This is a genomic window from Rubrivivax rivuli (assembly GCF_004016505.1).
GTDB classification, from domain to species: Bacteria; Pseudomonadota; Gammaproteobacteria; order Burkholderiales; family Burkholderiaceae_C; genus Rubrivivax; species Rubrivivax rivuli.
Window position 1 is genome coordinate 14,969 of the sequence record NZ_SACR01000007.1, and the last position, 19,668, is coordinate 34,636.

The window sequence follows — 19,668 nt, forward strand, 5'->3', positions numbered from 1 at the left end:
GCTTACTCCAGCGGATATTCAATGGGCGCGGTGACCTCGACTTCGAGGGCCACGCCGTCTTCGGTGTAGGGGCGGAAACGCGCCTGGCGCATCGCGCCCAGGGCCTGGGCGTCGAGCCGCGCGTGGCCTGAGCTGCGCTGCAGCGTCACCTGCGCCGGCAGGCCGCGCACGTCGACCACCACGCGCAGCCAGACCACGCCGCTTTCGCCGGCGCGGCGCGCGGCCAGGGGCAGCTCGGCGGGCGGCTGCACGAGGTAAACCACGGCATCAGCAGGCAGCCGTTTGCGAACCGCCGGCACAGGGGCGGGTGCAGGGACGGACGCAGCAGCGGGTGCCGCCAGCGGGTTCGGCGTGGCCGCGGCCGGGGCCGCAGGGGCCGGAGTGGGCGCCGGTGCGGTGAAGGCCTCGGCCAGCGGCGGCGCCGGGTTCGGTGCCGCCAGCACGGTGCTGGGGGCCGCCACGCGCACGGGCGGCTGCGGCGCGGCGCTCGGCGGCGGTGGCTTGGGTTGTGGGGCTTGTGGGGTGGTGGGGGCGGCCAGCAGGTCGACGACGAGGGGCGCGGCCTCCAGCATCGCCGAGCGCACTGCGGGCACCTGCAGCAGGGCCCAGCCAGCGGCCAGGTGCAGCACCGCCACGCCGGCGATCAGCCCGCGCGTTTGCCGCGATGGGGTTTCGGCGGGGCGGCGCAGCAGTTGCGTCCAGTCGGGCGCAGGCGGGGCCGGTGCCCCCGGGCGCGGGGCCAGACTGAGGGTGATCGGGTGCACCAGGGGCGGCGCAGGGCGGGCAGACATCGTGCAGGGAGGGCCAGCGGCCCGAACGACAGGAAGCGCATCGTATTGCGAATGCGAATGGTTCGCAATAACAATGTTGTATCCGTGCCGCGCTCACCGATCTCCCGTCCACAAAGCCCAACGCCGCCAGCCCGAAGGGCGTGGCGGCGTTGGCGGGCGCTGCAGCTGAGGCGGGGGCCTGGCTTCAGCGGTGGTGGGCGCTGCGGGCTCTCAGCCCGCCCGCGCGGGCCGGCCTCAGCTGGCGGCCTTGTCCTTGATCTTCGGCGCGGTCTTCACGCTCCAGACCATGGTGATGGCCAGGATGGCGACGACGACACCCAGCGACACCACCACCGGGATCTTGTAGATGTCGATCAGCATCATCTTCGTGCCGATGAACACCAGCACCACCGCCAGGCCGTAGCTCAGCAGGTGGAACTTGGCGGCCACGGCGGCCAGCAGGAAGTACATCGCGCGCAGGCCGAGGATGGCGAAGATGTTGCTCGTCAGCACGATGAAGGGGTCCATCGTGATGGCGAAGATGGCCGGGATGCTGTCCACCGCGAAGATCACGTCGGTCAGGCCCACCAGGCAGATCACCAGGAACAGCGGCGTGGCGATCTTCTTGCCGTTCTCGATGGTGAAGAACTTCTCGCCGTCGAAGTTCTTGCCCACCGGCATCACCTTGCGCAGCAGCTTCAGCGCCGGGTTGCTTTCGAGGTCGGGCTCCTTGTCGGCCGCCCACCACATCTTGATGCCGGTGAGGATGAGGAAGGCGCCGAAGACGTACAGCACCCAGTGGAACTTCGCGATCAGCCAGGCACCCACCAGGATCATCACCGTGCGCAGCACGATGGCACCGATGATGCCGATCATCAGCACCCGCTTCTGGTAGGCCGGCGGCACCGCGAAGTAGGTGAAGATCATCAGGAAGACGAAGATGTTGTCCACCGCCAGGCTCTTCTCGATGAGATAGCCGGTGAGGAACTCCATGCTCTTCGTGTTGGCGAGCTCGGTGCCGTGGTCTTGGTAGACCGCGAACCAGAACAGCCCGTTGAAGGCGAAGCTGAGCAGCACCCAGACGATGGACCAGTTGATGGCCTCCTTCACCGTCACTTCATGCGCGCCCTGCTTGTTGAGCACGACGAAGTCGATGAAGAGCGCAGCGAGCACGGCGCAGACGAAAAATACCCAAAGCCAGAGCGGCGCGATGGTGTCCATGGACACTCCCGTGAATGGTTGTGATTGAGAGGGGTTCGCGCCGAAAGGTCTTGCGGGAGGAGATCCCTGCGGTCCCGGGCTGACACTGCGGAAGACAGCCGTACTGACGGGATGGCGCGGCAGCATGGCGCTGCGTGCTACTCCCCTTTCGACAGGCGGGATGTTAAGCAGCCTGGATCAGCCCTGACAACGCAAGGCCCATGCCGAAGCCACCGCCAAGCGAAGGCTGCGGCTTAGTGCACGCATCGCGGGCGTCCTGAGCAGACCGTCTGCCTTCGCAAGCCGTGCTACCGTGGCTTGGACGAACCCCCGAACGCAGCCCGCTTGAGCACAGCCGCCACCGCCTTCGCGACGCCTGCGCCGGTCCCACCCCGCCACCTGCTGCCCACGCTGGTGCTGGCGCAATTGGGCGGCACCTCGCCCTGGTTCGCCGTCAACGCGGTGATGCCCGAACTGCAGCGCGCCCACGGCTACACCGAAGCTGCGGTGGGCACCCTGAGCTCGGCGCTGCAGCTGGGCTTCATCGCCGGCACGCTGCTGTTCGCCCTGCTGGCGCTGGCCGACCGCTTCTCGGCACGGCGGCTCTTCCTGCTCAGCACCTGCAGCGCCGCCCTGTGCACCGTGGCCGCCGCGGTCATGGCGCACAGCTACACCGGCCTGCTGCTGTGGCGCGTGGCCACGGGCTTCTGCCTGGCCGGCATCTACCCGGTGGGCATGAAGATCGCATCGCAGTGGTTCCCGCGCGGCCTGGGCACGGCGCTGGGCTGGCTGCTCGGCGCGCTGGTGCTCGGCAGCGCCAGCCCCTACCTGCTGCGTGCCGTGGGCGCCGCACTGCCCTGGCAGAGCGTGTTCGTCGCCGTGGCCACGCTGGCCGTGCTGGCGGGCGTGGCGGTGGTGCGGCTGATTCCTGAGCCGCCCGCGCGCCCTGGCGCCGTGCCGCTGCGGCTGGGCGCGCTGGCCAGCCTGTGGCGCGATGCGCGCACCCGCGCCTCGGTCTTCGGCTACTTCGGCCACATGTGGGAGCTCTACACCGTGTGGGTGCTGATGCCGCTGGTGCTGGCCACGCGCCTGCAGGGCGCGGTGGCCGTGTCGGGCTGGGCCTTCGTGGCCCTGGGCGCCGGCGCGCTGGGCTGCGTGGTGGGCGGGCTGCTGGCGCCGCGCTTCGGCAGCGCGCGCGTGGCCGGCACGCAGCTGGCCACCAGCGGCCTGTGCTGCCTGGCCGCGCCCTGGATGCTGCAGGCGCCCCTGCCGCTGTTCCTGGCCTGGCTGGTGCTGTGGGGCATCACGGTGTCCGGTGATTCGCCGCAGTTCAGCGCGCTGACGGCCACCAACGCCCCGCGCGAGGCGGTGGGCAGCGTGCTCACGCTGACCAACAGCATCGGCTTCGCCATCTCGGCGCTGAGCATCGAGCTCTTCGTGCGCCTCTCGGCGACCCAGCCCCTGGCCACGTTGTTGCCCTGGCTGGCGCTGGGGCCGGTGCTGGGCCTGCTGGCCCTGCGGCCGCTGTGGGCGGCCCCGCCGCCGCGCTGAGGGCCGGCCCGGGCGCCCTTACTGGAACGCCACCTCGGCAAAGCTGCGCAGCTTGCGGCTGTGCAGGCTGCCGGGGCGCTCTTGCCGCAGCAATTCCACTGCGCGCATGCCGATGCGCAGGTGCTGGTCGACCCGCTCGCGGTAGAAGGTGTTGGCCATGCCTGGCAGCTTGATCTCGCCGTGCAGCGGCTTGTCGCTCACGCACAGCAGGGTGCCGTAGGGCACGCGGAAGCGGAAGCCGTTGGCGGCGATGGTCGCGCTCTCCATGTCCAGCGCCACCGCACGGCTTTGGCTGAAGCGCCGCTCGGGGCTGTTGCCGCCGTGGCTGGGCAGCAGCTCCCAGTTGCGGTTGTCGGTGCTCGCCACGGTGCCCGTGCGCAGGATGCGCTTGAGCTCGTAGCCCTGCAGCTGCGTGATCTCGGCCACGGCCTGCTCCAGCGCCACCTGCACTTCGGCCAGCGCCGGGATGGGCACCCACAGCGGCAGGTCTTCGTCGAGCACGTGGTCTTCGCGCATGTAGGCGTGAGCCAGCACGTAGTCGCCCAGCTGCTGGCTGTTGCGCAGGCCGGCGCAGTGGCCGAGCATCAGCCAGGCGTGCGGGCGCAGCACCGCCACGTGGTCGGTGATGGTCTTGGCATTGGCCGGGCCGACGCCGATGTTCACCATCGTGATGCCGCTGTTGTCGGCGCGGCGCAGGTGGTAGGCCGGCATCTGAGGCAGGCGCGGCGGCGGCGCGCCGAGCTCGTCGCCCGGGCGCGCGCTGGTGCCGGTGCGGCGCGTGATCACGTTGCCGGGCTCGACGAAGGCCTCGTACTCGCTGGCCGCGTCGGCCATGAGCGCGTGGCCGAGCTTGATGAACTCGTCGATGTAGAACTGGTAGTTCGTGAAGAGCACGAAGTTCTGGAAGTGCTCGGGCGCGGTGCCGGTGTAGTGGCGCAGGCGGTGCAGCGAGTAGTCGACCCGCGGCGCCGTGAACAGCGCCAGCGGCTGCGGCTCGCCCGGCGCCGGGTTGTGCGTGCCATTGGCGATGCCGTCGTCCATGGCCGCGAGGTCGGGCAGGTCGAAGAGGTCGCGCATCTTCAGCCGCCGCTCGGGCGGCAGGCTGCCTTCCAGGTGGTCGTGCTCGGCCAGCGAGAAGTGCACCGGAATCGGCTGCGCGCTGGTGCCCACCTCGATGGCCACGCCGTGGTTCTTCAGCAGCAGGCGGAACTGCTCGAGGTAGTAGTTCGAGAAGAGATCGGGCCGCGTGACGGTGATCTCGTAGCTGCCCGGCCCGGCCACGAAGCCGTAGCTCAGCCGCGAATCGGCGCGCGCCACCGTGGTGGTGCGCACGCGCACGTAGGGGTAGCAGGCGCGCACCGGCTGGCCGTCGTCTTCACCGGCCACGAAGCGGCGCAGGCTCTCGCGCAGGTGCTCGGTGCTGCTGCGGTAGATGGCCTGCACCTGGGCCAGTGCGGCCTCGGGGTTGTCGAAGCGGGTGGGGGCGATGAAAAGCGGCAAGGACGTCATGCTGAATTATCGGCCCCCGGCCAGCCCGTGCTTCAACCCGGCTGCTGCCCAGTGGCGGCTGGGGCGGCAGCTGCGGCGCCTTCGGCCAGCAGCTTTTCCATCTCATCGAGCATCTTGTCCATCTGCGCGATGAGGGCGCGGTAGGGCGCGGGCGAGTTCATGTCCAGGCCGGCGTCTTTCAGCAGCGGCACCGGGTGGCGCGAGCCGCCGCTCTTCAGCACGTTCAGGTAGGTGTCGCGCTGGGCCGGGTTGCCGGCCAGCAGCTGGGTGCTGAAGTGGTGGGCCGCCGCCATCGAGGTGGCGTACTGGTACACATAGAACGGCCGGTAGAAGTGGGGAATGATGGCCCACTCGGTGCACACGTTCGGGTCGATGTTCATCACGCCCGTGTCGGCGCCGTGGTACTGCTTGAGCAGGCCGCAGTAGATCTGCGTCATGCGTTTGCCGGTGACGGCTTCGCCGCGCTCGAGCGCGTCGTGCACCTTCAGTTCGAACTCGGCAAACATGGTCTGGCGGAAGAAGGCGCTGCGCAGGCGCTCCACCGCTTCGCCCAGGTAGAACAGGCGCTCTTCCCTGCTCTTGGCGGTGTTGAGCACGTGGCCTTGCAGCAGCAGTTCGTGCGTGAAGGCCGCGATCTCGGCCAGGAAGAGCGGGTAGCCGGCCTTCTCGGGCGGCTGGGTGCTGTCGGCCAGCACGGTGTGCATGCCGTGGCCCCACTCGTGCGCGTAGGTGCTGACGCTGCCGAAGGTGTCCTGGTGGTTCAGGAAGATCAGCGGCGTCATGCCGTACACACCGCTCTGGTAGGCGCCCGGGCTCTTGCCGGCCGCAGGGTAGACGTGCATGGTCCGGTCGCCCAAAGCCTTCTTCAGCTGCGCCTGGTAGGGCGCGCCCAGCGGCGCCACCGCGGCCAGCGTGAGCTCGGCCGCCACCTCGGGCGTGTAGCGGCGCGTGGTCTTCACCAGCTCGGGGTAGATGTCGTGGTAGCCCAGGTCGGGCAGGCCCAGCATCTTCTGGCGCAGCTTGAAGTAGCGGTGCAGCGTGGGCAGGCCGCGCTGCGCTTCGGCCACCAGCGTGCGGTACACGCTCTCGGGGATGGCGTTGTCAGACAGGCTGGCCGCCACCGCCGAGGGGTGGCCGCGCAGGCGCGCATTGATCACGCCCACCTCCACGCGCTGGGCCAGGGTGCTGCCCATGGTGTTCTCGAAGCGGCCGTTGGCGCGGTAGAAGGCCTCGAAGGCCTGCTGGCGCACCTGGCGGTTGGGGTGGGCGCGCAGGCGGTTGTAGCCGGTGTTGTCCACGCGCACGGGCTTGCCGTCCACCGTGATGCTGGGCCACTCCATGTCCACCGTGGTCAGCAGCGTGCGCGTGTTGGCCTGGCCGCCGAGCACCGGGCCCAGGGCCGCGAGTGCCGCTTCGGCCTCGGGGTGCAGCTTGTGCTTGGCCTCGCGCAGCACCTCCTGCAGCCGGGCGCTGTGGCGCGCCAGGCCGGGCTCGGCCTTCAGCCAGGCGTTGATCTTCTTCTCGCCCAGGGCGGCGATGGCGCCGTCTACCCAGGCCACCGCGGCGCCGAACTGGCCCGAGAGCGAACGCGCCTGGCCGCTGCGCTCCTGGTTGCGCGGGTTGCGGTTGTCGGTGCTGGCGATGGCGCTGGCGTACACGCCCACACGGCGCAGACGCTGCTGCGCGGCCGAGAGCTTGTCCAGCGCCGCGCGCAGGCTGGCGGGGCTCTTGCCGAAGTCCTTCTGCAGGGCCTTGAGCGCGGGCAGTTCGGCCAGCAAGGCGGTGCGCTCGGCGTCCCAGGCGGCGTCGTTGGCGAAGAGCGGGCTCAGGTCCCAGACGTACTTCGGGTCGGCGGCCGGGCTGGCGGTCTGGGCGGCCGCCGAAGTGGCCGCAGCGGCCGCCGCTTCGGCCAGCAGTTCGTCGTCGTCGAACTCGGCGTGGGCCGCACCCAGCAGCAGGCCGAAGGTGACGGCCGCCAGCGTGGTGGCGCGCAGGCGGGGCAGGCGGATGAGCTGGGCAGAAAGGCGCATGGCAACGAGGCAGCGGATGAAAAACCGCGATTGTGGCCACATCGCCGCGGCCGCGCTGCCACGCGCTTCAGGGGCTCAGCGGCTCACAGGATGTAGCGCGAGAGGTCTTCGTCGTGGGCCAGGTCGGCCAGGCGCGCGTCGACGGCGGCGGCGTCGATGACCACCGTGTCCCCGCTGCGGTTGGGGGCGTCGAAGCTGATCTCGTCGAGCAGGCGTTCCATCACCGTGGCCAGGCGCCGTGCGCCAATGTTCTCGGTGCGCTCGTTCACCTCGAAGGCGATCTGCGCCAGTCGCTGCACGCCCTCGGGCTGCACCTGCAGCGTCACGCCTTCGGTGGCCAGCAGCGCCTGGTACTGCTTGATCAGGCTGGCGTGGGTGCTGGTGAGGATGGCCTCGAAATCCTGCACGCTCAGCGATTGCAGCTCCACGCGGATGGGGAAGCGGCCCTGCAGCTCGGGGATCAGGTCGCTGGGCTTGGCCAGATGGAAGGCGCCGCTGGCGATGAAGAGCATGTGGTCGGTCTTCACCGGCCCGTACTTGGTGCTGACGGTGGTGCCTTCCACCAGCGGCAGCAGGTCGCGCTGCACGCCCTGGCGGCTGACCTCGGCGCCACCGTGCTCTTGCCGGCTGGCCACCTTGTCGATCTCGTCGATGAAGACGATGCCGTTGCCCTCGGCGTTGGCCAGAGCCGCCGCGCGGATCTCGTCCTCGTTGACGAGCTTGCCGGCTTCTTCGTCCACCAGCAGCTGGCGCGCTTGGCCGATCTTCAGCTTGCGCGTCTTGCGTTTGGCCACGCCGGCCTGCGAGAACAGGCCCTTCAACTGCTCGGCCATCTCGTCCATGCCGGGCATGCCGCCGGCGCCCAGGATCTCCAGCGTCGGTTTGGGCTCGGCGAGATCGATCTCGATCTCCTTGTCGTCCAGCGTGCCCTCGCGCAGGCGCTTGCGCATGATCTGCCGCGCGGTGTTGTCGGCGGGTGTGCTGCTGCCGGTGTCGAAGCCCACGCGCGCCGCTTCGCGCGGTGGCGGCACCAGCACATCGAGGATGCGATCTTCGGCCGCGTCTTCCGCGGCGGCACGCTTGCGGCGCACCTGGCGCTCGCGCTCTTCCTTGATGGCCACGTCCACCAGGTCGCGCACGATGGTGTCGACGTCCTTGCCGACGTAACCCACCTCGGTGAACTTGGTCGCTTCCACCTTGATGAAGGGCGCGTCGGCCAGGCGTGCCAGCCGGCGCGCGATCTCGGTCTTGCCCACGCCGGTGGGGCCGATCATCAGGATGTTCTTGGGCGTGATCTCGGCGCGGAGTGCGCCCGGCACCTGCTGGCGCCGCCAGCGGTTGCGCAGCGCGATGGCCACGGCGCGCTTGGCGGCGTTTTGCCCGACGATGTGATGGTCGAGCTCGCTGACGATCTCTTGCGGCGTCATGCTCATGCCAGCGTCTCGATGATGTGGTTGTGGTTGGTGTAGATGCAGATGTCGCCCGCGATCTCCAGGCTGCGCTTGACGATGTCGGCCGGGCCCATCTCGGTGTGCTGCACCAGGGCCCGCGCCGCCGCCTGCGCGTAGGCGCCGCCCGAGCCGATGGCCACGATGCCGTGTTCGGGCTCGAGCACGTCGCCGTTGCCGGTGATGATCAAGGAACTCGTGCGGTCGGCCACGGCCAGCATGGCTTCCAGGCGGCGCAGCACGCGGTCGGTGCGCCAGTCTTTGGTCAGCTCGATGGCGGCGCGCTGCAGGTGGCCCTGGTGCTTCTCCAGCTTGGCCTCGAAGCGCTCGAAGAGCGTGAAGGCGTCGGCCGTGGCGCCGGCAAAACCGGCGAGCACCTGCTCGCGGTAGAGCTTGCGCACCTTGCGTGCGCTGCTCTTGACGACGATGTGGCCCAACGTGACCTGGCCGTCGCCGCCGATGGCGACGAGCGGCCCGCGACGCACGCTGACGATGGTGGTGCCGTGGTAGGTTTCCATAGGTCCCTATCGTGAGGGCGAAGCCGCCCAGATCAAGGACACGCGCGGCAACTGCCAGCCCGGGGGGGCTACACCTTCCGTACCTGGACCTTGGCGTGCTCGTTGATGCCCATGGCTCCGAAGAACAGCGCCACCAGCCGGTGCGTGTCGACGAACTGCACGCTGCGGCCTTCCGTGCGCTTGGAAAGCACCCAGTTCAGCAGGTCGCCAGCGGCGATGAAGTCCACGCGGATCAGGCGCCCGCAGTTCACGCTGATGACGGGGGCGTTCGTCAGCTCGTTCTGCAGCTTCTGGAGCGTCGGCCCGATGTCGCCGATGAGCTGGCCCGAGAGCTCGACGTTGGCCACCTCCACCTGCCCCGGCGGGTGGCCGGCTTCGTCGAAGAGGCTCGATTCCATGAAGCCGGTGGAGACATCGCTCACCAGCGAGAGGTCGGGCTGGCGTGTCGACGCGCCGCCGCTGCTGATGTGGACCTTGCACCGCGTGGGCTCCCAGCTCGGCGGGCTCACCTCGTAGGTCACGCAGTAGTCGATGGCGGCTTCGTCGAACTGGTCGGGCCGGTTGGCCAGGCGCAGCGCATCCAGCCGCGTCAGCCAGAAGGCCGGATCGGCGTCGCGCACGCCCGTGGGCGCGGCTTCGGCCAGCACCTGGAAGAGGCGCTCGCCGCCGATCCAGCGCAGCTCGATGGCCTGCCCGCTCCACAGCCGGAAAAGCGTGGAGAGCTGCATCGCCGCCTCGGCGTCGATGAGCTTGAGCTGGTGCCAGTCGAAGACCCAGGGCAGCGGCATCTGCAGCGCCTGCGAGCGCAGGCGCGCCACGGCCTCGATGTCCAGGTGCTCGGGCGAGAGCCAACCCACGTCCATGGCGCCGGCGCTGTTGCGCGGTGGCGCCGGTTCGCGCAGTTCGGGACTGTCGGCCTGGGCATCGGCCACCAGTTTGGGCAGCGAATACCACTGCGGCGCGCTCCAGCCGAACTGCTGCGCGTACTCCACCGCCAGGCTCTCGAAACGCTGCTGCTGCCCGGTGGCGCGGTACAGGTCGAAGAGCACCAGCCAGGTCTCGGCATGCTGCCCGCGCGCGCCGCTGTCGGCCGTCAGGCGCTGCAGCGCTTCTTCGCATTGCGTGAAATCGGCGTTGGCGAAGGAGATCACGGCCTCGTCGAGTTCGGGGTCGTGCACGACCTCGCTCACTTCCACAGCGAAGGGGCTGCTGAAGTCGCTCAGCGCACTGGCCGTGTTGGCCGGTGGGGCCTGGGGTCGGTCGTCGGACGCGGGCGGCAGCGGCCCCAGTGCGGCCTCGAAGGACACGGCCGTCATCGGCGCGAGCGGCGGCAGACCCTTGCCCATCTGCACCGGCGCCGGCGCGGCCGCGGGTGGCAGATCGAGCATGGGCAGCGGTGGTGGGGCGGGCGGCGGCGGGGCTGGTGGCGCGTCAAAGCCCGACCCGGCCGGCCCCGGGTTGAAGCCCGTGCCCAGCGCGCCGGCGCCGTGGCTGGGGGCTGGCGTCGCAGGGAGCTGGGGCGGCGGCCCGTAGACCGGGACGGTGTCGCGCATCTCGCGCGGTGGGGGCATGCCGCTGTTCATCGGCATGGGACGGCTGCTCCGCCCGCCGTTGAAGCCGGCGTCGCCCACCATCTGCTGCTCGATCTCGTCGATCTTGGCCTTCACGCCGTCGGGGCGAGCGGTGTTGTTGTCCGGCAGGCGGGCTTCGGAGTCGTCCAGCCGCGACGAGGTGCCCAGCGAGGCCAACTGCTCGGGCGAGAGCCCTTCGCGGCGCACGCGGCGCAGCATGTCGAACTCGCGCTTGCGCACGAAGTCGTTGCGCCGCTTGCGCTCGATCATGGCCTTGAGCTCGGACTTCTCGAGTTCGAGCTCGCGCGTGTCTTCCTGACGGGAATTGAGATCGGTCCAGTCGGTGGTCGGGTTCGCGACGAAGCGCGCCACCTTGCGGAAGAAACTCTCGTTCTCGGACATGGGCCAGGATGGTACGCCAGGGTCTGTGGCGGGCTTGCGGCCCTGGCCACCGGCGGGCTGCGCGCCCGCCGCGACCATGACTTCAGTCGCCGAACATCTTCTGCTTGAGCTCGCGGCGCTGCTGCGCTTCCAGCGACAGCGTGGCCGTGGGACGGGCCAGCAGGCGCTGCAGGCCGATGGGCTCGCCGGTCTCGTCGCAATACCCGTACTCGCCCGTGTCCAGGCGGCTGAGCGACTGCGCGATCTTCTTCAGCAGCTTGCGCTCGCGGTCGCGCGTGCGCAGCTCCAGCGCGTGCTCTTCCTCGATGGTGGCGCGGTCGGCCGGGTCGGGCACGATGCTGGTGTCTTCACGCAGGTGCTCGGTGGTCTCGCCGGCGTTGCTGAGCAGGTCGTCCTTCTGCTTCTGCAACTGCGCGCGGAAGAAATCGAGCTGCTTGTCGTTCATGTACTCGCTGTCGGGCATGGCCAGCAGCTCGTCGACGGTGAGCTCGCGCCCGGGCTTGGTCTTCCAGGCATTGGCCAGCTTGGGGTCGCGCTGGCGGGCATTCTTGGGGAGGTCGGCCGTTTCGGTCATCTGTCGGGCGGCGGGCGCGGCCGGGGCGAAGCGGTCGGTGAACCGGTTCACGGCCTGTGCGGGCGCCGGGGTGGGCAATTGGTTCTGGGGCGCAGCCTTGGCCGCAGCCTTCTGGGCAGCGCTCTTGGGGGCAGGTGCTTTCACGAGGGCAGGGGCCGGTGCTGGTGCGGGGGTTGGAAGCGGGGCGGGGGCGGGGGCGGGCGTGGCCTTGGCGGCTGGCTTGGCAGCAGCCTTGGCATCGGGTTTTGCGGCAGCCTTGGCAGCAGGTTTCTCGACGGGCTTCTCGGCCACCTTCGCAGGCGCCTTGGCGGCCGGTTTTGCGGCGGCCTTGGCCGCCTGCTTGGGCGCTTCGGGGCTCGCGCCTGCGGTCTTGGCCTTGCTGGCGGCCGCAGTCTTGGCCGGTGGCTTGCTCACGGGAACCTCCTCGCCTGTCGAATTCACGCCTGGTCGGGCTTGGGTTTCATCGGCCATGCCAGAGGCAGGGCCCTCGTCGCGCGCTCCCCGCTTGCGGCGGGGCCTTGCCCGGCCCGAGGGGTGCCCCCGGGTCTGCAAGGCGCGCGATTGTAGCCACGGCCCCAGCGGGGGCGTTGCGGCGCTCGGCAGGTGGTTTTCCCTCAGGGCCTGGCGGGCCCCGATCGGGCGGCACGGCTCAGACCAGGCACTGCTCCAGGCCCTGCAGCAGCACGTCCTTGGGCAGGTCGATGCCGATGAAGACCATCTTGCTGAGCTTGGTCTCGCCCGGCGCCCACTTGGGCCCCAGGTCGCTGCCCATGAGCTGGTGCACGCCCTGGAAGATGACCTTGCGGTCGCTGCCCTTCATGTAGAGCACGCCCTTGTAGCGCAGCAGCTTGGGGCCGTAGACCTGCACGATGGCGCCGAGGAAGTCTTCCAGCTTGGCCGGGTTGAAGGCCTTGTTGCTGCGGAAGACGAAGCTCTTCACATCGTCGTCGTGGGCGTGGTGGTGGGGGTGGTCGCAGTGTTCGCCGTGTTCATGGTCGTGGTGCGCATGGTCGTGGTGATCATGGCCATGGCTGTCGGCGTTCAGGAACTCGGGGTCGATCTCGAGCTTGGCGTTGAGGTTGAAGCCCTTGAGGTCGAAGACGTCGGCGATCGGCACTTCGCCGAAATGCACCTTGTGCTGCGGCGCGCGCGGGTTCATGTGCTTGATGCGGTGCAGCAGCGCGGCGGTCTCGGCCTCGGTGCACAGGTCGCTCTTGCTCAGGAAGATCTGGTCGGCAAAGCCGATCTGGCGGCGCGCTTCCTGGCGGTCGTTGAGCTGCTGCTCGCCGTGCTTGGCGTCCACCAGCGTGAGGATGCTGTCGAGCAGGTAGCTCTCGGCGATCTCGTCGTCCATGAAGAAGGTCTGGGCCACGGGGCCGGGGTCGGCGAGACCCGTGGTCTCGATCACCACGCGGTCGAACTGCAGCTCGCCTTTGCGGCGTTTCTCGGCCAGGTCGCTCAGCGTGGTGCGCAGGTCTTCGCGGATGGTGCAGCAGACGCAGCCGTTATTCATCTGGATGATCTGCTCGCGCGTGTCGGCGACGAGGATCTCGTTGTCGATGTTCTCTTCACCGAATTCGTTCTCGATGACGGCGATCTTCTGGCCGTGGGCTTCCGAGAGCACACGCTTGAGCAGCGTGGTCTTGCCCGAGCCCAGGAAGCCCGTGAGGATGGTGGCGGGGATGAGGCTGTTCGACATGGGGTGTTCTCGAAGAGAAAGGGCGGTGCGTGGTCAGGAGGCTGCCGGCGGGGGAGCGGCAGCCGGGGTCGTCAGGGCTGCCCAGCGGTCCAGGCGCGGCAGCAGGGCGCGGTAGGGGGCCAGCAGCACGGCGGCCATCAGCGCCTTCACGGCGAGGTCGCCGCTGGCGAGCATGAGCCAGTGCATGTCGCTGCCGGCGAAGGCGATGAAGAAGAAGACGGCCGTGTCCACCACGCTGGCGGCCAGCGAGCCCAGCAGCGGTGCTTTCCACCAGCTGGCCTGGCGCAGGCGGTTGAAGACGAGGATGTCCATCACCTGGGCCAGGATGAAGGCAGCGCCCGAGGCCACGGCGATGCGCCAGGGCGCCAGCGCCAGCGACACCAGCACGGCCACGGCAAAGCCGATCCAGGCCACCCGGCGCGCCGCGGCCGGGCCCAGGCCGCGGTTGGTGAGGTCGGTGACCAGGAAGACCAGCGGGTAGCTGAAGGCGCCCCAGGTCAGCCAGTCGTTGATGGGGTGCTGCACCAGCACGTTGGACAGCACGATGACGGCGGCCATGGCGGCCACGGGCCAGCGCAGGTGGGGGGGCAGGAAGGAGCTCATTCGGGGGCGGGGTCGCGCAGCGGGGGCGTGATTGTCGCCGCTGTGGCGGCCTTGCGCTTGAGCCGGTAGCCGCCAGGCGGCGCCGGGCGCCTGCACTCGGTTATTCTTCCGGTCCCTCCTGCACAGCCACACTGACGGCCCCGCTCCAGTGTCCGACCCCGCCCCTCATCGGTCCGCACGCGCCGCCCCCGTGGCCCCGCGTGCGGACCGCAGACCCTTCTTCCAGCGCCTGGTCGAGTTCATCTCGCCGGGGCCTGACAGCAAGGACGAACTCTTCAGAACCCTGGCCGAGGCCGAAGACCGCGAGCTGATCGAGCCCGAATCGCGGCTCATGCTCGAAGGCGTGCTGCGCATGGCCGACATGACGGCCGGCGACGTGATGGTGCCCACGCCGCGCATGGACCTGCTGGACATCAACGCCGACTACGACGAGCTGCTGGGCGTGGTGATCGACACCGCGCACTCGCGCTTCCCGGTGTACGACGGCGAGCGCGACAACATCATCGGCATCCTGATGGCGAAGGACCTGCTCAAGCTGCAGCGCGCGCCCGAGCTGAACCTGCGCACGCTGCTGCGTCCGGCCGTCTTCGTGCCCGAGAGCAAGCGCCTGAACGAGCTGCTGCGCGACTTCCGCAGCAACCGCAACCACCTGGCCATCGTCATCGACGAGTTCGGCAACACCGCCGGGCTCATCACCATCGAAGACGTGCTGGAAGAGATCGTTGGCGAGATCGAAGACGAGTTCGACGAGCAGGAGCAGGAGAACGGCATCTACACCCTGGCCGACGGCACGCACCGGGTGGCCGGCGACGTGGGCATCGGTGCCGTGAACGAGGCCTTCGGCACGCGACTGCCCGAAGAGGAATTCGACACCATCGGCGGCCTGGTGGCGCAAGAGCTCGGCCGCGTGCCGCGCCGCGGCGAGGCCGTGGAAGTGGGCGGCCTGCGCTTTGCCGTGATGCTGACGCGCGGCGGCGCCGTGCGCTGGTTCCGCGTGGCGCGTGTGCCGGCGGCGCCGGTGACGGCCGACGACGGCCAGCTCGATTGAGTTTCGGCGGCCCACCCCCACCCCTACCCCCGCGCCGCGGGCGCTGGCGGTGGCTGGCGCCGTCGGCCGCCGCTGTGCTGGGCGCGCTGCAGACCCTGGCCTTCGTGCACACCGCGTGGTGGCCGCTGCCGCTGCTGGCGCTGGCGGGCCTGGTGGCGCTGCTGGACACCGCCTCCCCGCGCCGGGCCGCACTGCTGGGCTGGTGCTACGGCACGGCTTGGCTGGCCGCCGGCACCTGGTGGCTCTTCATCAGCATGCACCGCTATGGCGGGCTGCCCGCGCCGCTGGCGGCGGCGGCGGTGTTCGCGCTCTCGGCGGCGCTGTCGCTGTACCTCGCGCTGGCCTGCGCCGCCTATGCGCGCTGGCGGCGTGGCACCGGGTGGGACGTGGCGCTCTTCACCTCTGTGTGGCTGCTGGCGGAGCTGGCGCGCGGCGTGCTGTTCACGGGCTTCCCGTGGGTCGCCGCGGGCTACGCGCTGGTGGACGCGCCGCTGGCCGCACTGGCCCCGTGGCTGGGGGTCTACGGCATGGGCGCGGTGATGGCGGCGCTGGCCGCTGGGCTGTGGGGCGTGTTGCGGGCGGCACACGGCCTGGCCCCCGTGCGCAGTGCCGCGCTGGCCCTGGCCCTGCCGCTGGGGGTGCTGCTGGCCGCCGTGGCGGCGCCGGCCGAATTCACCCGGCCCACAGGGCCGTTGCAGGTGGCGCTGCTGCAGACCAACGTCGCGCAGGACGAGAAGTTTTCCGCCGAGCGCCTGCCCGAAAGCCTGGCCTGGGTGGCCCGCGGCCTGCTGGAAGCCCGGGCCGAGCTGGTGGTGGCGCCCGAAACCGCGGTGCCCCTGCTGCCGGGGCAGCTGGAAGAGTTCGCACCTGGCTACTGGCAGCAACTGCAGGCGCATTTCGCCACCACCGGTGCGGGCGTGGGCGGCGGCCCGCGCGCCGCGCTGGTGGGCGTGCCGCTGGGCGACTTCGACCGCGGCTACACGAACAGCGTGGCCGGGCTCACGGCGCGGCCGGCCGGTGCAGCGGAGTACCGCTACGACAAGCACCACCTCGTGCCCTTCGGCGAGTTCATCCCCACGGGCTTCCGCTGGTTCACGCAGATGATGAACATCCCGCTGGGCGACTTCTCGCGCGGCGGCCTGCAGCAGCCCTCGTTTGCGGTGCGCGGCCAGCGCGTGGCGCCCAACATCTGCTACGAAGACCTGTTCGGCGAAGAACTCGCGCAGCGTTTTGCCGACCCGGCCACCGCACCGACGGTGATGGCGAACCTCAGCAACATCGGCTGGTTCGGCAACAGCATCGCCATCCCCCAGCACTTGAACATCTCTCGCCTGCGCACGCTGGAACTTCAGCGGCCGATGCTGCGCGCCACCAACACTGGCGCCACGGCCGTGGTGGACCACCGTGGCCGTGTGACGGCGCAGCTGGCCCCGCACACGCGCGGCGTGCTCGATGCCGTGGTTGAAGGGCGCGAGGGCCTCACGCCCTTTGCCTGGTGGGCCTCGCGTTCGGGCCTGGCCCCGCTGCTGGGCCTGGCGCTGCTGCTGGGCGCTGCAGCATTGGTGGCCGGCCGCCGCAGGCCCGGCCCGTAAACTCCAGAGCCCCCGAGACCTGACCTTGCCCACCGCGCCATGTTGACCTTCCAGCAGATCATCCTTCAGCTGCAGAGCTACTGGGACGCCCAGGGCTGCGCGCTGCTGCAGCCCTACGACATGGAAGTGGGCGCCGGCACCAGCCACACCGCCACCTTCCTGCGCGCCCTGGGCCCCGAGCCCTGGAAAGCCGCCTATGTGCAGCCCAGCCGCCGCCCGAAGGACGGCCGCTACGGCAACAACCCCAACCGCCTGCAGCACTACTACCAGTACCAGGTGGTGCTCAAGCCCGCGCCGGCCAACATCCTGGAGCTGTATCTCGGCAGCCTGGAGGCGCTGGGCTTCGACCTCAAGAAGAACGACGTGCGTTTCGTCGAAGACGACTGGGAGAACCCGACGCTCGGCGCCTGGGGCCTGGGCTGGGAGGTCTGGCTCAACGGCATGGAAGTCACGCAGTTCACCTACTTCCAGCAGGTGGGCGGCATCGATTGCAAGCCTATCACCGGCGAGATCACCTACGGTCTGGAGCGCCTGGCCATGTACCTGCAGGGCGTGGACAACGTCTACGACCTGACCTTCGCGCCCGGCCTGAAGTACGGTGACGTCTACCACCAGAACGAGGTGGAGCAGAGCACCTACAACTTCGAGCACAGCGATGTCGAGTTCCTGCTGCAGGCCTTCGGCGCGCACGAGAAGCAGGCGCGCCACCTGATGACGCAGAGCCTGGCGCTGCCGGCCTACGAGCAGGTGCTCAAGGCCGCACACAGCTTCAACCTGCTGGACGCCCGCGGCGCCATCAGCGTGACCGAGCGCGCCGCCTACATCGGCCGCATCCGCAACCTGGCGCGCAGCGTCGCGCAGAGCTACCTCGACAGCCGTGCGCGCCTGGGTTTCCCGCTGGCCCCGCGCGCCTGGGCCGACGAGGTGCTGGCCCAGCTGGCGGCCGAAGCCGCTGCCGCCGCCCAACGCAAGGCGGCCTGAACCATGCAAGACGATCGCAACCTGCTTGTTGAACTCTTCGTCGAAGAGCTGCCGCCGAAGGCGCTGAAGAAACTCGGCGCCGCTTTTGCCCAGGGCCTGGCCGACAGCCTCAAGGCGCAGGGCCTGGCCCCGGCGCACGCTTTGGTGGCGGCCTTTGCTTCGCCGCGCCGCCTGGCCGTGCATGTGAGCCACGTGCTGGCGCAGGCTGCCGACAAGCCGCAGCGCATCAAGCTGATGCCGGTGGCCGTGGCGCTCACGGCCGAGGGCCAGCCCACGCCGGCACTGCTGAAGAAGCTGGGCGCGATGGGCCTGGACGCCGCCGTGCTGCCGCAGTTGCAGCGCGCGCCCGATGGCAAGGCCGAGGCCTTGTTCCTTGACCGCCTCGTGCCCGGTGCGCTGCTGCGCGGTGGCCTTCAGGAAGCGCTGGATCATGCTCTGGCCCAGCTGCCCATCCCCAAGGTCATGCAGTACCAGCTGCACAGCGGCAGCGGCGAAGGTTTCCAGCCCGGCTGGACCAGCGTGAACTTCGTGCGCCCGGCGCACGGCCTGGTGGCGCTGCACGGCAGCGAGGTGGTGGCGGTCGAGGCCCTGGGCCTGCAGGCCGGCCGCAGCACGCGCGGCCACCGCTTCGAGGCCCCGCAGGCCACCGTGACGCTGCGCGACGCCGACAGCTACGCCCAGCAGCTGCTCGACGAAGGCGCCGTCATCGCCAGCTTCGAGGGCCGGCGTGCCGAGATCGTGCGCCAGCTCTCGGACGCCGCGGCCGCGCTGGGCCTGCGCCCCATCGACGACGAGGCGCTGCTCGACGAGGTGACGGGCCTGGTCGAGCGCCCCAACGTGCTGCTGTGCCAGTTCGAACCCGAGTTCCTGGCCGTGCCGCCCGAGTGCCTCATCCTCACGATGAAGGCCAACCAGAAGTACTTCCCGCTGCTGGATGCGCAAGGCAAGCTCACGCACCAGTTCCTGGTGGTCAGCAACATCCGCCCCGACGATGCGAGCCAGGTCATCGGCGGCAACGAGCGCGTGGTGCGCCCGCGCCTGGCCGACGCCAAGTTCTTCTTCGACCAGGACCGCAAGCGCACGCTGGAAAGCCGCGTGCCGCAGCTGGCCCAGGTGGTCTACCACGGCAAGCTGGGCAGCCAGGGCGAGCGCGCCGAGCGCGTGCGCGCCATCGCGCACGCCATCGTCAACCAGCTGCGCATGGCCACGCTGCCCTACACCGTGGAGGCGCAGGACGAGTTCGCCGTGCTCGACAGCAAGGTGCAGCAGGCCGCGCGCCTGGCCAAGACCGACCTGCTCACCGACATGGTGGGCGAGTTCCCGGAGCTGCAGGGCATCATGGGCGGCTACTACGCGCGCCACGAGGGCCTGCGCGACGGCGTGGCCATCGCCATCGAAGACCACTACAAGCCGCGTTTCGCGGGCGACGCGCTGCCGCGCAACCACACCGGCACCGTGCTGGCGCTGGCCGACAAGCTGGAGACGCTGGTGGGCCTGTTCGGCATCGGCCAGCTGCCCACCGGTGACAAAGACCCGTTTGCGCTGCGCCGCCACGCATTGGGTGTGATCCGCATCCTGGTGGAGAAGAACCTGCCGCTGCAGCTGCCCGAGCTGGTGCAGCAGGCGCTGCCCGCCTTCGGCGAGCTGATCACCGACCCCAGCGCCGCGCTGCTGGCCTTCTTCAGCGACCGCCTGGCCGTGAGCCTGCGCGACCAGGGCTACAGCGCGCAGGAGGTGGACGCCGTGCTCGCGCTGCAGCCCCCGCGCCTGGGCGAAGTGCCGCGCCGCCTGGCGGCCGTGCGCGCCTTTGCGAGCCTGCCCGAGGCTCCGGCCCTGGCCGCGGCGAACAAGCGCGTGGGCAACATCCTGAAGAAGAGTGAAGAGGCCCCGGCCGACAGCGCCGACGCCACGCTGCTGAAGGAGCCGGCCGAGGCCGCGCTCGCCGAAGCCCTGGCCGCGGCGACGCCGGGGGCCGACCAGGCCTTCGAGCGTGGCGACTACGCCGCCTCGCTGCAGGCCCTGGCGGTGCTGAAGGCGCCGGTGGACCGTTTCTTCGAAGACGTGATGGTCAACGCCGAAGACCCCGCGCTGCGCCGCAACCGCCTGGCGCTGCTGGGCCAGCTGCACCGCGCGATGAACCGCGTGGCCGACCTCTCGCGCCTGGCCAGCTGA

15 protein-coding genes are annotated in these 19,668 nt (G+C 70.0%); 5 read left to right on the forward strand and 10 right to left on the reverse strand.

The window, feature by feature from the left end; genetic code table 11:
* Positions 1 to 2: 2 nt before the first annotated feature.
* Together EOE66_RS20110 and EOE66_RS20115 are read right to left on the reverse strand one after the other, a co-directional pair.
* Entirely contained in the window at positions 3 to 791 is a 789-nt protein-coding gene (locus EOE66_RS20110; protein WP_128230543.1) for an energy transducer TonB, read from the reverse strand.
* A gap of 234 nt (positions 792 to 1,025) precedes the next feature.
* The gene (locus EOE66_RS20115; protein ID WP_128230544.1) at positions 1,026 to 1,991 is read right to left on the reverse strand and encodes a TerC family protein; all 966 of its coding nucleotides are present in this window, start codon (positions 1,989 to 1,991) and stop codon (positions 1,026 to 1,028) included.
* 324 nt (positions 1,992 to 2,315) lie between these two features.
* Between EOE66_RS20115 and EOE66_RS20120 the strand changes: the two genes are divergently transcribed.
* Positions 2,316 to 3,521, forward strand: coding sequence for an MFS transporter (locus EOE66_RS20120; protein WP_128230545.1), 1,206 nt, complete (start codon positions 2,316 to 2,318; stop codon positions 3,519 to 3,521).
* 18 nt (positions 3,522 to 3,539) lie between these two features.
* On the opposite strand, the gene EOE66_RS20125 is transcribed toward EOE66_RS20120, so the two are convergent.
* From EOE66_RS20125 to EOE66_RS20160, 8 genes are all read right to left on the reverse strand, one after another.
* Positions 3,540 to 5,030: an AMP nucleosidase gene (locus tag EOE66_RS20125; protein ID WP_128230546.1), complete on the reverse strand. Its 1,491-nt coding sequence runs from the start codon at positions 5,028 to 5,030 to the stop codon at positions 3,540 to 3,542.
* A 32-nt stretch (positions 5,031 to 5,062) separates the two neighbouring features.
* Positions 5,063 to 7,060, reverse strand: coding sequence for a M3 family oligoendopeptidase (locus EOE66_RS20130; RefSeq protein ID WP_128230547.1), 1,998 nt, complete (start codon positions 7,058 to 7,060; stop codon positions 5,063 to 5,065).
* 83 nt (positions 7,061 to 7,143) lie between these two features.
* On the reverse strand, positions 7,144 to 8,493 hold the full coding sequence (gene hslU / locus EOE66_RS20135; RefSeq protein WP_128230548.1) for an ATP-dependent protease ATPase subunit HslU: 1,350 nt from the start codon (positions 8,491 to 8,493) through the stop codon (positions 7,144 to 7,146).
* A complete protein-coding gene (gene hslV, locus EOE66_RS20140) occupies positions 8,490 to 9,026 on the reverse strand; it encodes an ATP-dependent protease subunit HslV (protein ID WP_128230549.1) in 537 nt (178 codons plus the stop codon). Before hslV ends, hslU begins: the two co-directional genes overlap by 4 nt.
* Before the next feature lie 68 nt (positions 9,027 to 9,094).
* Positions 9,095 to 10,999: an STAS domain-containing protein gene (locus tag EOE66_RS20145; protein ID WP_128230550.1), complete on the reverse strand. Its 1,905-nt coding sequence runs from the start codon at positions 10,997 to 10,999 to the stop codon at positions 9,095 to 9,097.
* A gap of 82 nt (positions 11,000 to 11,081) precedes the next feature.
* Positions 11,082 to 11,987, reverse strand: a complete 906-nt coding sequence (gene dksA, locus EOE66_RS20150) for an RNA polymerase-binding protein DksA (protein WP_245479120.1) — start codon at positions 11,985 to 11,987, stop codon at positions 11,082 to 11,084.
* A gap of 235 nt (positions 11,988 to 12,222) precedes the next feature.
* Positions 12,223 to 13,272, reverse strand: coding sequence for a CobW family GTP-binding protein (locus EOE66_RS20155; protein WP_128230552.1), 1,050 nt, complete (start codon positions 13,270 to 13,272; stop codon positions 12,223 to 12,225).
* 33 nt (positions 13,273 to 13,305) lie between these two features.
* On the reverse strand, positions 13,306 to 13,875 hold the full coding sequence (locus tag EOE66_RS20160) for a VUT family protein (RefSeq protein ID WP_245479121.1): 570 nt from the start codon (positions 13,873 to 13,875) through the stop codon (positions 13,306 to 13,308).
* Positions 13,876 to 14,023: 148 nt separating this feature from the next.
* Here EOE66_RS20160 and EOE66_RS20165 point away from each other — a divergent pair, with 148 nt between their 5' ends.
* The 4 genes from EOE66_RS20165 to glyS are packed head-to-tail and all read left to right on the forward strand — an operon-like array spanning position 14,024 to position 19,668.
* Positions 14,024 to 14,923 carry a CorC family transporter gene (locus EOE66_RS20165; protein WP_128230553.1) on the forward strand — a complete coding sequence of 300 codons (900 nt, stop codon included), beginning with the start codon at positions 14,024 to 14,026 and terminating at the stop codon, positions 14,921 to 14,923.
* The gene (lnt, locus tag EOE66_RS20170) at positions 14,920 to 16,515 is read left to right on the forward strand and encodes an apolipoprotein N-acyltransferase (RefSeq protein WP_128230554.1); all 1,596 of its coding nucleotides are present in this window, start codon (positions 14,920 to 14,922) and stop codon (positions 16,513 to 16,515) included. The genes EOE66_RS20165 and lnt overlap by 4 nt, the downstream gene beginning before the upstream one ends.
* Positions 16,516 to 16,554: 39 nt before the next feature.
* Entirely contained in the window at positions 16,555 to 17,496 is a 942-nt protein-coding gene (gene glyQ, locus EOE66_RS20175; protein ID WP_128230555.1) for a glycine--tRNA ligase subunit alpha, read from the forward strand.
* Between the two features lie 3 nt (positions 17,497 to 17,499).
* Positions 17,500 to 19,668: a glycine--tRNA ligase subunit beta gene (glyS, locus tag EOE66_RS20180; RefSeq protein WP_128230556.1), complete on the forward strand. Its 2,169-nt coding sequence runs from the start codon at positions 17,500 to 17,502 to the stop codon at positions 19,666 to 19,668.

Coding starts and splice junctions, on each gene's coding strand:
- EOE66_RS20110 (WP_128230543.1), bottom strand. CDS start 791: ATGTCTGCCCGCCCTGCGCCGCCCCTGGTGCACCCGATCACCCTCAGT.
- EOE66_RS20115 (WP_128230544.1), bottom strand. CDS start 1,991: ATGGACACCATCGCGCCGCTCTGGCTTTGGGTATTTTTCGTCTGCGCC.
- EOE66_RS20125 (WP_128230546.1), bottom strand. CDS start 5,030: ATGACGTCCTTGCCGCTTTTCATCGCCCCCACCCGCTTCGACAACCCC.
- EOE66_RS20130 (WP_128230547.1), bottom strand. CDS start 7,060: ATGCGCCTTTCTGCCCAGCTCATCCGCCTGCCCCGCCTGCGCGCCACC.
- hslU (WP_128230548.1), bottom strand. CDS start 8,493: ATGAGCATGACGCCGCAAGAGATCGTCAGCGAGCTCGACCATCACATC.
- hslV (WP_128230549.1), bottom strand. CDS start 9,026: ATGGAAACCTACCACGGCACCACCATCGTCAGCGTGCGTCGCGGGCCG.
- EOE66_RS20145 (WP_128230550.1), bottom strand. CDS start 10,999: ATGTCCGAGAACGAGAGTTTCTTCCGCAAGGTGGCGCGCTTCGTCGCG.
- EOE66_RS20155 (WP_128230552.1), bottom strand. CDS start 13,272: ATGTCGAACAGCCTCATCCCCGCCACCATCCTCACGGGCTTCCTGGGC.
- EOE66_RS20160 (WP_245479121.1), bottom strand. CDS start 13,875: ATGAGCTCCTTCCTGCCCCCCCACCTGCGCTGGCCCGTGGCCGCCATG.
- glyQ (WP_128230555.1), top strand. CDS start 16,555: ATGTTGACCTTCCAGCAGATCATCCTTCAGCTGCAGAGCTACTGGGAC.
- glyS (WP_128230556.1), top strand. CDS start 17,500: ATGCAAGACGATCGCAACCTGCTTGTTGAACTCTTCGTCGAAGAGCTG.